Source organism: Enterococcus sp. 2G9_DIV0600 (assembly GCF_002140615.1).
GTDB lineage: Bacteria > Bacillota > Bacilli > Lactobacillales > Enterococcaceae > Enterococcus_D > Enterococcus_D innesii.
Map to the genome: position 1 here is coordinate 581,058 of NZ_NGLL01000002.1, position 16,054 is coordinate 597,111.

Annotated in this window: 13 protein-coding genes and 1 pseudogene; all 14 read left to right on the forward strand. The window is 40.4% G+C overall.

Going from position 1 to position 16,054, the window contains the following annotated elements; all coding sequences use genetic code 11:
- The first annotated feature begins 321 nt into the window (after window positions 1-321).
- Window positions 322-1,143, forward strand: coding sequence for a PRD domain-containing protein (locus tag A5870_RS16275; RefSeq protein ID WP_061053730.1), 822 nt, complete (start codon window positions 322-324; stop codon window positions 1,141-1,143).
- Window positions 1,144-1,254: 111 nt separating this feature from the next.
- Entirely contained in the window at window positions 1,255-2,019 is a 765-nt protein-coding gene (locus A5870_RS16280; protein WP_086293961.1) for a carbohydrate deacetylase, read from the forward strand.
- 18 nt (window positions 2,020-2,037) lie between these two features.
- Complete coding sequence (locus A5870_RS16285; protein WP_086293962.1) at window positions 2,038-3,453, forward strand: PTS transporter subunit EIIC; 1,416 nt, start codon at window positions 2,038-2,040, stop codon at window positions 3,451-3,453.
- A 16-nt stretch (window positions 3,454-3,469) separates the two neighbouring features.
- Complete coding sequence (locus A5870_RS16290; RefSeq protein WP_086293963.1) at window positions 3,470-4,795, forward strand: family 4 glycosyl hydrolase; 1,326 nt, start codon at window positions 3,470-3,472, stop codon at window positions 4,793-4,795.
- Between the two features lie 12 nt (window positions 4,796-4,807).
- On the forward strand, window positions 4,808-5,266 hold the full coding sequence (locus tag A5870_RS16295) for a PTS glucose transporter subunit IIA (RefSeq protein WP_086293964.1): 459 nt from the start codon (window positions 4,808-4,810) through the stop codon (window positions 5,264-5,266).
- Window positions 5,267-5,327: 61 nt separating this feature from the next.
- Complete coding sequence (locus A5870_RS16300) at window positions 5,328-6,185, forward strand: GRP family sugar transporter (protein WP_086293965.1); 858 nt, start codon at window positions 5,328-5,330, stop codon at window positions 6,183-6,185.
- Between the two features lie 197 nt (window positions 6,186-6,382).
- On the forward strand, window positions 6,383-6,811 hold the full coding sequence (locus A5870_RS17720) for a GIY-YIG nuclease family protein (RefSeq protein ID WP_242596004.1): 429 nt from the start codon (window positions 6,383-6,385) through the stop codon (window positions 6,809-6,811).
- A 144-nt stretch (window positions 6,812-6,955) separates the two neighbouring features.
- A pseudogene (locus A5870_RS17725) lies at window positions 6,956-7,992 on the forward strand (DNA/RNA helicase domain-containing protein).
- Window positions 7,955-8,290, forward strand: a complete 336-nt coding sequence (locus tag A5870_RS16310) for a nucleotide pyrophosphohydrolase (RefSeq protein WP_086293966.1) — start codon at window positions 7,955-7,957, stop codon at window positions 8,288-8,290. The pseudogene A5870_RS17725 and the gene A5870_RS16310 overlap by 38 nt, the downstream one beginning before the upstream one ends.
- Window positions 8,291-8,771: 481 nt before the next feature.
- The gene (locus tag A5870_RS16315) at window positions 8,772-9,515 is read left to right on the forward strand and encodes a hypothetical protein (protein WP_086293967.1); all 744 of its coding nucleotides are present in this window, start codon (window positions 8,772-8,774) and stop codon (window positions 9,513-9,515) included.
- Between the two features lie 707 nt (window positions 9,516-10,222).
- Window positions 10,223-11,503: a PTS cellobiose transporter subunit IIC gene (gene celB / locus A5870_RS16325; protein ID WP_086293968.1), complete on the forward strand. Its 1,281-nt coding sequence runs from the start codon at window positions 10,223-10,225 to the stop codon at window positions 11,501-11,503.
- On the forward strand, window positions 11,504-12,403 hold the full coding sequence (locus A5870_RS16330; protein ID WP_086293969.1) for a DUF7916 family protein: 900 nt from the start codon (window positions 11,504-11,506) through the stop codon (window positions 12,401-12,403). It abuts the gene before it with no gap.
- Between the two features lie 290 nt (window positions 12,404-12,693).
- On the forward strand, window positions 12,694-13,275 hold the full coding sequence (locus A5870_RS16335) for a GNAT family N-acetyltransferase (RefSeq protein ID WP_086293970.1): 582 nt from the start codon (window positions 12,694-12,696) through the stop codon (window positions 13,273-13,275).
- Between the two features lie 342 nt (window positions 13,276-13,617).
- Window positions 13,618-15,861 (forward strand): ATP-binding cassette domain-containing protein, encoded by a 2,244-nt coding sequence (locus A5870_RS16340; protein ID WP_086293971.1) that lies wholly within the window; start codon window positions 13,618-13,620, stop codon window positions 15,859-15,861.
- Window positions 15,862-16,054 lie beyond the last annotated feature (193 nt).

Here is a 16,054-nt window from a genome sequence, read left to right on the forward strand (position 1 = left end):
TATTTTTTGTTCTAACTGTTCATTAAAATATTTATAAAAGAGCGATTGTTTTCTCTTTTTTGAATAAAAGAGAATCAATATAATTGATTGAGCAATTCTTGTCACTCTCAATAATTATTCAAAAAAATAAATTCACCCTTGATACCGGTTTCATAGTATGCTAAACTGTGTCCATAAGTGATAGGGTGCTACTATTAAATTAGGCACGACCGAAGAAAGGGTTCTTTCTTTGGTCGTTTTTTATTGTTTGAAAACAACTCGATAGTTTCAGAAAAATAGTTCTTCTAATTTTGAAGAACTATGCGGAAAGGGGGACAATCAATGTTTGTGGTAAAAAAACTGAATCATAATGCCGTTTTGATTGATGATGATGGAGTTGAAAAAATAGCAATGGGGAAAGGTCTTGGGTTTTCAGCGGTAGTCAATCAGCCATTTGATCCAGTGTTTGCAGATAAAATTTTCACATTGGATTCAAAAGAAAAAACAAAGCGATTTAGTGAGATCGCTGCACAAATCCCGATTGAATTTATTGAGTTTACTGAAGAGATGATTCAACTGATTTCCACTAGGATCAGCTCTCCATTAGATTCCAATATCTATATTACATTGACAGATCATATGTATTTTGCCGTTCAAAGAAAAAGAGAAGACAGTCATGTAACTGCCATTATGCTACCAGAAATGAAACTTCTTTATCCAACCGAATATGATACAGCTGTCGAGGTAGTTGAACGGATCAATCACCAGTATCAAACGGAATTGGGTGCAAATGAGGTCGGATTTATCACGATGCACATTATAAATGCGGAATTAGGTGAGCCCAATAGCTTGAACAGTTTGAAAATATTAGAAATGACGACAACGATCTTGAGCTATTTAGAAAAATCTTATTTAGAAAACTTTGATAAAGAATCACTGACATATCATCGCTTAATGATCCATATCAAGTTCTTAGTCAAGCGTTTGATTTATAACGAAGCCTCTCCAGAAGAAAATTTTGGCTTTTTTACGGAAACTTTTAAGAGCAGCGAAGCATACCAAGCAGCTTTAAAAATCAAGGAGATCATAGAAAACCAGTTTCAGCTGGCGGTTCAAGAGAATGAAGTTATTTATTTAGCCATTCATTTAGCACGTATCTATTAAATAAGTGAATCTGGGCGTAACTAGTTGGTAGGCGCAACCGAATGAAACATAGCACACAAGCTATGCTCATTTGGTTGCGCTTTTTTATCGGAAAAAGAAAGGAAGAATGAAATGGGAAAAGTAATTTTTAATTCGGATGATTTTGGTTACAGCTATGGTGTTAACTATGGCATTTTAGATGCCTACCAGCGAGGGATCCTCACCTCGACAACATTGATGGCGAACATGCCTGGTTTTGAACATGCAGTGAAACTAAAAAAGGAGGTGCGGGGTCTAGGAGTAGGGGTTCATTTGACCCTAACATGCGGAAAACCACTTTTGGAAAACGTTGATAGTCTAACAGAAGGTGGCCGATTTAGACCGTTGAAGTTTTATCAGCAACCATTTGCTATTGACCAAGATCAGCTCTATCAAGAATGGAATGCTCAGATTCAAAAAGTATATCGAGCTGGGATCTTGCCTACGCACTTAGACAGCCATCACCATACGCATTCTTTTGGCAGCAATCAGGAAGTAGTGATTGCTTTAGCCAAAAAATATGATTTGCCCGTCAGAGGAAACTTTGAGCGAAGTGAAGAAGTGCGGCATGTCGATTATTTTGAGCCGTATTTTGATGACGTGGGAGAAAAAGAGGTGAAGAAAAGACAAATTAGTACGTCTATTGAAGCCTATTTGAAGGATTTGTATAAAAAGCTTCAAGGGAACCAAACGATCGAAGTCATGTGTCATACTGCTTATTTGGATCAGGAGTTATTAGAGGGGTCGAGTTTCATTTATCCTCGTTTGAAGCAGGTTGAATTTTTGATTCATTCGTCGTTTGCTCAGAAAGTAAAGAAAGATCCGTTGATTGAATTAACTACGTATAAAACAATTTAATATAGGAGGAATGTAATAATGACGAATTTTAAAGCAAATGTACAAAAGTTGGGGCGGGCAATGTTGTTGCCAGTTGCAGCAATGCCGCTAGCAGGATTGATCATGCGGCTATCAGCTGACGACATGTTGAATATTCCCGTTTTGGGAGCGGCCGGCAATGCAGTTTTCGGCAATTTGGATATCTTGTTTGCGATTGGGGTCGCAATTGGTTTTGCTAAAACCAAAGACAAAGGAATACCAGCACTTACTGGTTTCTTAGCAATAGCTACCTTGAAAAAAGGGTTGGAGATTATGAATCCAGCAGTAAGTATGGGTATTTTTGGGGGCATCATTTCCGGACTGATTGCCGCTTGGACTTATAACCGCTTTAAGGAACAAAAATTACCGATGGTTTTCTCTTATTTTGCGGGTGAAAAATTTCCTTTGACGATGGTAATGATTTTACAGACGATCTCAGCGGTTATTTTCGGTTTGGTTTGGCCGATCATACAAATGGGTATCGACAATTTTGCCAAAATGCTGGTTGACATGGGGGCACTCGGTGTTGGGATTTTTATGTTTTTAAATCGATTGTTGATTCCCTTTGGCTTGCATCACGTTTTGAACACCTATGTATATTACGATTTAGGAAGCTATACTTCGCCTAGCGGGGAAGTTTTCCGAGGAGAAATGACACGCTTTATTAATGGCGATCCGCAGGCAGGATTGTTTTTATCAGGTTTTTTTGTGGTGATGATGTTTGGAATACCAGCTATCTGTTTAGCGATTTACAAAGCAGCGTATAAAGAAAACAAAGAGATGGTTAAAGGAATCATGGGAAGCGGTGCTGCCACCTCGTTTATTGCCAATATTACAGAGCCTGTTGAATTCAGCTTTATGTTTCTCTCCCCCATGCTGTATGTGATCCATGCCTTTTTCGCTGGGCTAGCAGGGATCGTCTGTTACTTGTTTAATATACGAATTGGTTTCACTTTCGGAGCATGTATTGTAGATTATCTTATTAATTTCCGAATCGCGACAAATGCTATTCTGATCCTTCCAATCGGGCTCGTATTTTTCGCCTTGTATTACTTTACCTTTTATTATTTGATTAAAGCGAGAAATATCCAGACATTGGGCCGAGAAACTGCGACAGAATTTGGGGAAGAAATATCTCTAGAGGAAACAGAGTTGGGATTGGCGAGCAAAAATTATGAATACATGGCAAAAAAAATGCTCCAAGCGTTTGGCGGGAAAAACAATATTTTGGATGCATACAGCTGCAACACACGCTTGCGTGTTGAAGTTGCTGATTCTTCAGTAGTTGAGGAACAAAGAATCAAGCAATTAGGCGTGAGCGGGATTATCAAGCCAACTGAAAAAAACTATCAAGTGATCATTGGGTTAGAAGTGACATATGTAATGGCTGAATTTGATAAATTATTGGAACAATAGAAAGGAAGAAAATAGGATGAAAAAACAAATCATTACCATCGCTGGAGGCGGAAGTACTTATACACCAGGAATTGTTCAGGCTATTTTAAATAATGCACAACGTTTACCGTTAGCTGAAATCCGTTTGTATGATATTGATGCAGAACGAAATGCAGATATGTACTTGATTATTCAGTTTATGCTGAAAAAAGAGGGCTTTTCAGATGTTCAGATCATTTCAACAGAAGATCCTAAGCATGCGTTTACTGGCTGTGATTTTGTATTCTCACAGATTCGTGTTGGCGGAATGAAAATGAGAGAAAAAGACGAAAAAATCCCCTTGAATCATGGGCTAGTTGGACAAGAAACTTGTGGATTAGGCGGTTTTGCGTACGGCATGCGTTCAATGAAAGGATTGCTAGAGATCGTCGGTTATGTGCAAGACTATGCACCTGAAGCATGGATCTTGAATTATACAAATCCAGAATCGATCGTCTCTGAAGCGGTTCGCAGAACGTACCCAAATGCGAAAATGATCAATGCATGCGACATGACCATTTCGATCGAAGAAACGATTGCCGTCAACTATGGATACAACCGTGAAAATTGGATACCGACATATTATGGGTTAAATCATTTTGGTTGGTATACCTCTATCTATGATAAAGAGTTAAAACGAGAAATCATGCCGGAAATTATTGAAAAGCTGACAACACAAGAAATGCAGGTTGCTGACTTTAATGCAGGGGATAAAACTTGGCAAGAAGCGTTTCAAATGATGTCAGTCATCACGAGAAATTTTCCAAACAATATCCCTAACAATTACTTAGAGTATTATTTGTATCCAGATATGGTTGTAGAGCACACAGACAAAAAATACACGCGAGCAAATATGGTGATGGATGGCCGTGAGAAAAATACCAAAGAAATGGCAGATAAAATCCGACGCGGAGAGAAAGAAGATGTCTTAAATTTTAACTTTGGTGAGCATGGACAATACATTGTGGATATGGCGACATCTTTATTAAATGATGAACGGCGCCGATTTATGCTGATCGTGCCCAATCAAGGAGCGATTCCTAATCTGCGTTCGGATGCCGTAGTTGAGGTGCCTGCATACGTGGGAGCAACGGGAGTGGAGCCGATTGCACTGAGAGAACCAATTTGTGATTTTCACAAGGGATTAATGGAGGCGCAAGTGGCTGCTGAAAAGCTCCTTGTTGATGCTTACTTTGAAGAGTCTTATCAAAAAGCATTGCAGGCATTCACATTGAATCAGACCGTTCCGAATGCGCGAGTGGCTAAAAAAATCTTAGATGAAATGATTGAGGCAAATAAAGAATATTGGCCTGAATTAAAGTAGAGGTGATAGAACGTGCTCTTTTTTAAAGAAAAAAAAGTGTTGAGAGCTGTGGCAAAAGGTCAAATTATTCCTTTGGCAGCTGTAAAAGACCAAGTGTTTTCCTCGAAAATGATGGGGGAGGGCTATGCAATCATCGGTCATGACGGTCATGTCCATTCTCCCGTTGAAGGAATGATCGAAAATATTTTTCCAACGTATCATGCAATAACAATTGGCAGTAAATCAGGAGAGAAAGTTTTGATCCATATGGGGATTGATACGGTTGAACTAAAAGGGGCACCTTTTTCTATTCACGTCACCATCGGTCAGAAAGTGCATTGTGGTACTTTATTAGCTGAGATGGATTTGCAGCAACTGGTTGAAGCAAAAAAAGATGCAGCTATCATCGTTGTTTCACCTGATCTTTCGAAAGGAAAACTGCTGAAAACAAATCAACAAGTATCGATACAAGACGATTGCTATCAATTTTAAAAACGCAAGAAAAGGCTGAGTTTTTCGCTCAGTCTTTTCTTAAGCGTATATTATAGGAGAAATGATGATATTCTTTTATTTTTTACCAGCGATAGGCTGGGGTGTCATGCCGCTTATTGCGAAGCTGACTCGAGCCAAACCAATTAATCAGTTAGTTGGAACGACAACTGCTGCTGTGTCAGTCAGCTTGTTATTTACTTTTCTTATAAAACCAGAATTTACGAATATTTCCGTCATGATCGCATTTATTTCTGGATGTTTTTGGGCGATTGGACAATACTTCCAATTTTACTCGTTTCAATTTTTACCGGTATCAGAAGCGATGCCTATTTCTAATGGTACTCAACTAATAGGGACAACCTTTGTTGCCGCCTTCTTTTTCCAAGAGTGGACAAATGTTTCCATGTGGCTGATTGGCAGCGGAGGAATATCTCTGATTGTACTTGGTATATGGCTGACGTCATGGAAAGAGAAACAAACATTAGAGAATCAAAAGCGGACAAACCGAAAAGCAGTTGCTTTTTTGTTGCTTTCCTCTGCGGCTTTAACCGTATATGTAGTTTTGCCGCAGGCATTTCAAGTAAGCGGCTCAGATATATTATTTCCGCAAGCAATAGGTATGTGGAGTGCATCAGCTGTTTTTGCTTTTTCTAAACAAAGAGAAATTGATTGGCAGCAAATCAGAAAAAATATTAGTACGGGCATTGCATGGAGTATGGCGAACATTAGTCTATTTTTAATGATTCCAATGCTAGGGGTAGCGAAGAGTTTCACTTTTTCACAATTTGCTGTTTTGATTTCCATGTATGGCGGATTGCTGGTTTTCAAGCAGAAGAAAAAGCGTAAAGAATTTCTTTTATTGAGTTTGGGGGGAGCTTGCATACTTGGAGGAATATTGCTGATTGGTTTCATCAAGTGATTTTGAAAAAGGATTGGCGAACAAGATTTTTCAGTGCTCTTCATTCGTCAAATGCTTTAAGAACAAAGATCACAATGCTATACTAGAATCAATAGTATTCGATTCCTTTGTATTGTAAACATGTATTTTATGTGAAAGCATTCTCAATACATCATTATGTATAAATAAAAATCAAGCGAACAACGGAGAAATAATTGATGACCAACCAACTAATCATAGAAGATCATCATTTCAAGAAAGGTGAGCTATCTAGCATAATGACGGCATATATCGATCAGTACCCAGTCGTTTACATACTCTACAACCGAAATGAAAAGAAAAGACCTGTTGCGTACATTGGTCAAACGGTTCAAGTGAACAAACGGTTGAAGCAGCACTTGAATAACTCTAAGCGCAGAGAAATTAAAGAAGTACTGCTGATTGGTCATGAAAAATTCAATCAATCAGCGACCTACAATATCGAAACCAATTTGATCAATCACTTCATTGGGGATGAGCAGTTTCAGTTGCAAAATGTCAGTCAAACAAGACAGGTACAGATGCATCAGTATTATGAAAAAGAGTATTATGATGAAGTGGTCTTCCAAGAGTTATGGGAAGAATTGCAAAGGCGTCAATTGGCGTAGCACTCAATCGATATGATTCGCAACAAAGATGTATATAAATTATCCCCTTTTAAAGAACTGACGCCAGAACAGTTAGATATAAAACTTGAAATCATTGAGTACTGTAAACAAGCGATTCAGCAGGATGAAACACAAAAAGTCTCGATGATTGAAGGAGAAGCTGGAACGGGAAAGAGCGTCTTATTAGCATCTCTCTATAACACCCTTCAAGACTATACAAAATCAGAGCCTGTATTCAAAGGCACCGATAACTATTTGTTGGTCAACCATTCAGAAATGTTAAAAACCTATCATACAGTGGCAGAAAGTTTGCTAAATTTAAAAAAGAATCATATGTTAAAGCCAACTTCCTTTATTAATAAAACAGATAATCAGAAGTTGCACCCAGACATCGTTATTGTGGATGAGGCCCATTTCCTTTTAACGAAGAAAGACAGCTATAACAGTTTTCACTATGAAAACCAACTAGAAGAGATTATCAAGCGAGCAAAAATTACGATTTGTATTTTTGATCCGAAACAAGTATTGAAAATCAAAAGTTACTAGGATCAGGACAAACTGGATCAGTTTCAGAAAAGGTACAATGCTTCTCGTTTTAAGCTAAAAGATCAATTAAGAATGAAAAGTAGTCCCCAAATTATTCAATGGATCGATGATATCGTAGAAAAACGTGTAACACCGATTCCAGAATCAACAGCATCTTTTGAGCTTCAGATTATGGAAACCCATGATGCGTTGAAGAATAAAATTTTTTCTCTCGATAAAAAGGAAGGTCTGTCACGGATCATCTCAACATTCGATTATGTTCATAAGAAAGACGGAGCTTCTTATCTTGTAGATCCTGGTGGGATCAACCTGCCCTGGAATACGACCGATACGAAGCGAACATGGGCGGAGCGACCAGATACGATCCAGAGACCGACCAGCTTGTCATCGATATCGATAAATACGAGGACAAAGGGGCGTTTACGGGACGTGACGATATGAACCAAGAATTGACGAAGAAAGCCAAAGAAACGATCATCCTTAATTCATTGAATGTATTAATGAAACGAGCAATCAAAGGGCTTTACATCTATGCAATCAATCCTAATCTGCGCCAAAAGCTCTTAACCCTACAAAACGAAAGGAGCCAGTCCTACCATGCAAAACCACCCCTCTCCAATGGAACGGATCAATAAATTCCGAGATGATCGCAATTGGCGACAATTTCATAATGAAAAAGATCTAGCTATTTCTATCTCCATCGAAGCCGCCGAATTGTTGGAGATTTTTCAATGGAAAACACCTGAAGAAGCCACTCAAGATTTCGAACATCTAAAAGAAGAAATTGCTGATGTTCTGATTTATTCCTATATGCTGGCAGACAATTTGGGTCTTGATATTGATGAGATCATCAAAGAAAAGTTGGAAAAAAACAACATGAAGTATCCGGTGAAAGAAAGTAAAGATTCGAAAAAGAAGTATAATGAATTGTAACAAAAAGAAGCAAGGACGCTGCAAGTTCTTGCTTCTTTTTTTTGATGGAACAGGAGCAACAACGGCTTTCTGAATTCATCAGTGATTGGTTACGAACGTCAAAAATCTGTCATAATTGAGAAAGTTGAAGATAACTTCAAATTGGTTACATTTTTTCGGAAATTTGAAGTTAACTTCAAATAAGCGCAATTTTTTATAAAAATGAAGTTAGACCTAGTGTCTGCTAGAGCAAAAACAAGATTATCCTATCCGAAAACGAAGACAAGATCATCGGTAAAAAATCGGCAACAATGAAGGTCATTTTCTATGAAAAATATTTCTCCCCAAAAACCTAAAAAACCTATTGCCCCCCAAGCTCACTTACTGTATAGTAAACAAGAATATTTCATGAAAATAACCAAAAATAACTAATTAAAAAGAATTTTTTATTGAAAATTGCGATTAAACGATGCCGCAAACGGAATGTAAGAAGGAGAAAACTATGACGTATCTAACAAACAATCTTGTGAATTGCATGATCACTTTAGGGTTTATCTTCATCCATCTATCTTCAAATGTTATCTCATCCAGAAAACTAAACGTGCAATACATGAGCTCCTTTGCCGCTGGTGTAGGGATCTCCTATGCGATCGTTCATCTATTGCCCCATTTGGCGTATTTTCAAACGGTGTTGATCGATGAATTTGGCTGGAATTCGGGGATTTTTTATAGTCATGGGGTCTATGGCATCGTTTTGTTTGGCTTAGTCTTCAGTTACGTGATCTACAAAATCGATGAGCGAACGTTTATGGTGTTAGAAAAGAAAGACATCACCAGTGCCAAAAACGCCTTTTTTTGGTCGGATATCGCTTTTCATGTGATCTACAATATCATGATCGGCTATATCGTGATTGCCAATACGCTATCAGAGCGTTTTTACATTTTGACCTACTTTATTGCCTTTGGTTTGCACTTTCTCATGAACGATTGGCTGCTCTATCATCATCATGGTGCCCTCTATAACAAATATGGCCGCTTTGTGCTTTCCTTCAGTATTTTCGCGGGAGCTGCGTTCTCCCTCTTTGTTTCATTGCCCTACTATTTGTTGGTCATCATTGAAGCCTTGATCACCGGCGCTTTGCTGGTGAATATCATCAAATTTGAGTTACCCAATGAAGGAGAAGGCAGTATTCGTGGGCTATTGGTAGGCACGATCTGCTCTGGAATTTTGTTTGTATTCGTCTAGCGCGAAAAGGAGGACTGAATCATGGATGATTCGATCCTCCTTTTTTTATAAATACGCAAAGTAATTACTATTTTCTGTTTCAATCAAACAAATCACAATAGTTTTTTATTTTTTTGACCATTATTTGCAATTTTGTTACGATGTTCGCTTGCTTTTCCCAAAAACATTCTATAAAATGTAAGCGAATAGAAACCAAAAAAATAGGCACCTCGTATCTCTGCGCCAACAGATTTACGAGGCCCTGATCAGTCAGACCCCTAAGCAGGATGACCAATCAAGTTGCCATAGTTGATCGCCAAAGGCATCAACGTGTTTATTGTACCCGATTTTCTTGTCGATTTCTAGTAGATTCAGGCAGGTTTTTGGGCAAAAACCGTGGGATGCTGGACGCTTATTTTGCTATGCCAAAGGCATTGGACAATCTTGTCCAATGCCTTTTTTGTCGTTTGAAACGGTTCATGCGCAGGATCGTTTGCGGCAAATAACAGGTGTGAAGATCAGTTGAGGACAGTCGCATGGAAAATAGGCAGTCATAGTTGAGAAATCCAATGCCATGCGTTCTTACTGTGTTCATAGAAATAGCGTTCTGGCGATCAGCACTTCAATCCTAGGTTCTTGAAGGTGGCAAGCCTTGGTTTCTATTCACACTTCGAAAAGATACCTGAAAGCAATCTGTCAGCGTTCTTTTAAGGTTAAGGAGGAAGCTTATGAAGGATTCGTTAAAGAAATTTATGGAAGAAAAAATGCTGCCATGGGGAAAGAAAATTGGCGGTGAAAAGCATCTAGTTGCCATCCGTGATGGACTTGTCACCACGATGCCTTTGATTATTATCGGTTCCGTTTTTGTTATTTTATCTAACGTTCCATGGGAAGGCTTTAACCTATTTGTTACTAGTATTTTTGGCGGGGAATGGCGCAGCAAATTAGACTTTGTCGTACAAGTGACCTTTGGTGTGATGGCGCTGTTCAATTCCTTTGCTATTGCGTATAGTTTAGCAACCACTTACCGCGTCAGCGGTTTATCTGCCGGTGTATTGGCAGCTTCGGTTTTTCTTTTAGTCACTCCGATTGAAGATGGCGGCATTCAAATGTCTTATCTTGGTAGCCGCGGGCTGATCGTAGCAATCATCACTAGTCTAATCACGGCGGAGATTTTCCGATTATTCGTACAAAAGAATATCGTGATTCGCATGCCAGAAAACGTTCCCCCGGCGGTCAGTCGCTCCTTTATTGCATTGATCCCCTCATTCTTTTGCCTCTCGCTTTTCTGGGTGATTCGTTTATTAGTGGAATCATTCGGCAACACGAATGTTCATGATCTGCTGTACAGTCTTGTGGGACAACCATTGTCGATCATTGGCGGAGGCTTTATAGGCGGTCTGTTTGCCATTATGTTTACGTCATTGTTTTGGTCAGTGGGCATCCACGGGTGGGACTTGGTCTTGAGCGTCTTGCAACCGACATGGATTCAAATGATCGATGAGAATCGAATCGCTTTTCAAAACGGCGAAACGATTCCGCATATCATCAATTATACCTTTATGAATACCTTTGTTTGGATTGGCGGTAGTGGGGTGATTTTGGGCTTGGCGATCTTGCTATTAGTCAGAAGTAAAAGCAAGTATTTAAAAGAGTTGGGGAAACTCGGATTTCCATCAACAGTTTTCAATGTCAATGAACCCATCATGTTTGGATTGCCCGTTGTCATGAATCCCTTGATTTTGTTCCCATATATTCTGACGCCGGTCGTTTGCTATATCATTTCTTATACGACAGTTGCCATGGGGATCGTCCAACCTGCCGTCGTTTTGGTTCCCTGGTCGATGCCGCCAATCATCGGCGGTTATCTAGCCACAGGCGGACATATTTCGGGCGCAATCTTACAACTGGTGAATCTGACGGTTTCTATCGCCATCTATTATCCATTCTTCAAAATGCTGGATAATCGGACATTAGCCAGTGAACTCGGTTCAGAAAGTGAGGAGTAAATGGAGACAAAACGATTATTGAATTGCACGGCAGCTGATTTTAAATCATTTGATAAAGACCAGCTATTGGAAAGTATCCGAGGAAGTGCGGGGCGGACGATCGTAGCAGAAAATGATGTCCAAATCGATCCGATGTCTAGAGGAATCACCAATGCTGAATTCGTCGCTGCATTTGGGGCGGATTTGATTTTACTGAACCTATTTGATTGCGAAAACGGCGCTATCAAAGGATTACCGACAACGGATGACCCCATTCGCTTTTTGCAATGCTTAACGGGGCGGCCTCTTGGGGTCAATCTTGAGCCTGTCGACGATTGTGCGGAGCAGATGGAACAGCTGACAACTATCGCTACGGGGCGTTTGGCAACAAAGAAAAACATGGCTCGTGCAGAAGCACTTGGATTTGATTTTATCTGTCTGACAGGAAATCCTTCCACTGGCGTTTCAAATAAAGAGATCGCAGCGGCAATCAAACAAGCAAGAGCCGTTTTCTCTGGGATCATTATTGCTGGAAAAATGCACGGAGCTGGTGTCAATGAACCCGTGTTAGATGAAGAAATTGCGTCTGCGTTCATTCAAGCTGGAGCCGATGTTATTCTTGTACCCATTGCGGGCACGATTCCTGGGCTGAGTGAACAACATATGAGTGATCTAGTGGCCTTTATCCACCAAAAAGGGAAGTTGGTCATGGGCACCATTGGCACTACACAAGAAGGTGCAGATACAGGTACGATCCGTGCCTTGGCATTGACTAGCAAACGTGCCGGCTGTGACCTTCATCATATCGGAGATGCAGGTTTTTCTGGGACCGCTGATCCCGAGAACATCTTGCAACTATCCATCGCCATCAGAGGCAAGCGCCATACCTATCACCGAATGGCCATCTCAGTGAACCGGTAGGTGGAACAAATGGTCACATGCCTATGAAAGGCAAGAATTGTTAGAAGAATTTTTCGTAGACTAATGAAGTAAGACCGAAACAGAGAGGAAGTCTGCTGTTTCGGTTTTATTTATGTATGTAACCTACATAGTAAGTCTTTGAAAAATGAAAGAAAGCAATTGGTTTTTTGTTTTCCTAAACGAAATCTATATTTAATAAATGAATTGGCGAGCAGTTGTTTTCTAAAGTACCTTTGATTAAAATAAGCACAGCAGCTATCATATACTAACTAAGCAAAGGAGTGTGCTACATGCTAACAGGCAACAAAGTCACTTTAACCCCTGCGGAAATCAAAGATAAAGAAGCGGTCTATCAATGGTGTTTTCACTCTGAAACCACAAAGTATCATTCCGGACCACCTTCTTATCCTAATGCACCGATCACCACTGAAGCAGAGTTTTTTGAGGACTATCAAGAGTATTACTTTACTGGCGCCCAACCGCAAAATGGCAGAGGATTTTTGATTCTACATGCAGGTGAACCTATTGGCTTTATTAGCTACTCCTCATTTCATCTAAAAGACGGCATAGCAGAACTGGATATCTGGTTGAATCGGGAAATTCATTGCGGCAAAGGATTTGGCACCGATGCGATCGTCACCCTCGGTGATCATTTACATGAAACATTCGGCATTCAAAAATTGATGATGCGACCATCGAGAAAAAATAGTGCTGCAGTCAAATCTTACGAAAAGGCTGGTTTTACGCAATCTTCCCAAGACCTTGCTGACTATTTGTTGGAAGAGTATCTTGATTTATATGCCGAAGGGGATTATGGGGCAGAAGAAACGGTGACATTAATCAAAACGTTTCCGTCAACTGCATTGAGCTGATCTATAACAGTCGGCTTCAAACGGTTAAAGGTTATTTCATGAAAACAGTCCATTTCACTTTGCAAGCAAGGGGAAATAGACTGTTTTTTTACCTTTTAGCAATTTAAGGTCATTCAAAATACTCGTTCTTCCCTCTGTCTTCTAACTTCGTTCGCACGCTAAATTCCTTCCTATGCAACAGTTATCGAAAAATCGCATAAGCCCCACCATTGCTATTCCAGCATTTAGAACAAAACATAAAATAAACATAGTTTTTTTTCAAAATTCCGAGAAACAGCGAGAATGTTTGTGCTATAATGGTCGCTCACTGAAAAAATTCAACAGAATCTGGGAGGGTATAGCATGCAGGAATACATTACGATCCACAACGCCAGGCAGAACAATTTGAAGGGCTTTGACTTGAAGATTCCCAAAAGAAAAATCACGATTTTCACGGGTGTCTCTGGTTCAGGCAAGTCATCGATCGTCTTTGACACGATCGCACAAGAAGCTGGGCGACAGCTGAATGAGAACTTTTCGAAATTTGTCCGCAACTTTTTGCCAAAATATAGCCAGCCCGATGCGGATGCCATCGACAATCTTTCGATGGCGGTAGTAGTTGATCAAAGCCGTTTAGGCGGCAATTCCCGCTCCACATTAGGGACGATCACGGATATCAATCCCTTGATCCGCTTGCTTTTTTCTCGTCTTGGTCAACCGTATTTAGGTCCTGCATGGAATTTCTCCTTCAATGATCCTCATGGGATGTGTCCCACTTGTGAAGGGATTGGGCGCATCGTCGGATTAGATTTAGAAAAGGCACTGGATCTTGAAAAGTCCTTAAACGAAGGGGCGATCCTGCTTCCTGGCTATAAAGTCGGCTCTTGGCTGCTGAAGTCCTTCACCAATACGGGCTTTTTTGACAATGACAAGCCGTTGAAAGAATATAGCGAAGAGGAAATGAACCGCTTTTTGTATGCCCAAGGAGAAAAAATCGACTCTTTGTATATGGAAGGGATGAGTTCCACCTATGAAGGCTTAGTCGCTCGATTTAATCGCTCCAATATCAAGGGCGGCAATGAAAGCTCCGCTGCTACCCAGAAGAAAATCGCTTCTTTCATGAATGAGCAGAAGTGTCCTGACTGTCAGGGAAAACGATTCAATCCACAAGTACTCGCGTGTAAAATCGCGGGCTATTCGATTGCGGACTTTTTGGCGATGCAAGTGGATGAACTATTGACGGTTCTTCAAGAAATCTCGGAGGAGAGTGTCCAACCGCTGCTTCAAAACATCCAAGCGAGAATCACTGATCTAATCAATATCGGGTTGGATTATGTTTCCTTAGACCGTGAAACGACGACCCTTTCTGGTGGGGAAAGCCAGCGGGTAAAAATGGTCAAACACTTGTCTTCTAGCTTGAACGATGTGATCTACATTTTTGATGAGCCGAGTATTGGGCTGCATCCAAGGGACGTCCATCGATTGAATGAATTGTTAGTCAAACTACGGGACAAAGGAAACACCGTCATCGTAGTGGAGCATGATCCAGATGTCATTAAAGCAGCCGACCATATTATCGATGTTGGTCCTAAAGCTGGAAAAAATGGCGGCTATATTACTTACGAAGGAACCTTTGAAGGATTGCTGCGCTCAGATACACTGACTGGCAAAGCCTTTGGACAGATAATGGACTTTAAAGAAGCACCTCGCCAGAGTCATCAGTTTATCGAAACGAAAAAATCAACGCTGCATAACTTGAAAAATACAGCACTGCGGGTGCCATTAGGGGTATTTACGGTGGTGACCGGTGTCGCTGGTTCTGGAAAGAGCAGTTTAGTAAATGGTGTTTTTGCCAAAGAATACCCTGAAGCCATTACGATCGATCAATCAGCGGTGGCGGGAAATATTCGTTCCAATCCTGCAACCTATTCAGGAATCATGAATGACATTCGCAAGTTGTTTTCGCAAGAAAACAAGGTTTCAGCAGGTCTTTTTTCCTACAATTCCGAAGGCGCCTGTGAAACGTGCAAAGGCCACGGGACCATCAAGATGGAACTGTCCTTTATGGATTCCGTCGAGGTTTTGTGTCAGGCCTGTGGCGGCAAACGGTTTAAAGAAGAAGTCTACCAGTATCACTTGAAAGGCAAGTCGATCGATGAAGTCCTTGCCATGAGCATCACAGAAGCGGTGGAATTCTTTGAGGAAAAAGCGATTCAAAGAAAACTAAAACAGATTTTGGCTGTGGGACTAGGATACATGACCCTTGGACAGCCATTGAATACCTTGTCTGGTGGTGAATGCCAACGACTGAAGTTAGCAAAAGAATTAAGCAAAAAAGGCAATATCTACATTATGGATGAACCAACGACCGGATTGCACATGGCAGACATCAAAAGCATCTTGGCGATCATCGAACGACTAGTGGAAAAAGGCAACACGGTGATCGTGATCGAACACAACCTTGAGGTCATGAAAGCAGCGGATTGGCTGATCGATGTCGGCATTGATGGTGGGATACGTGGTGGTGAAATCTTGTACGAAGGAACCCCAGAACAACTGATTAATTGTCAATCATCGATTACTGCGCAGTATCTGTTTGAAAAATAAAACTTATCAACCACACTTGACTCTTAGAGAGGCAGGTGTGGTTTTTTTGATGGGATTAAAAAAACTGTTGGTCTCTGAGCGAGTAACTGTGGTCAAAGCACACCGACCATTTTATTGCAGAGGACGGTACATAGCCATAATATAGAGTGCTGCTTTCATGCCAGAAGTCATGAATTTTGGATTTGAAAATAAC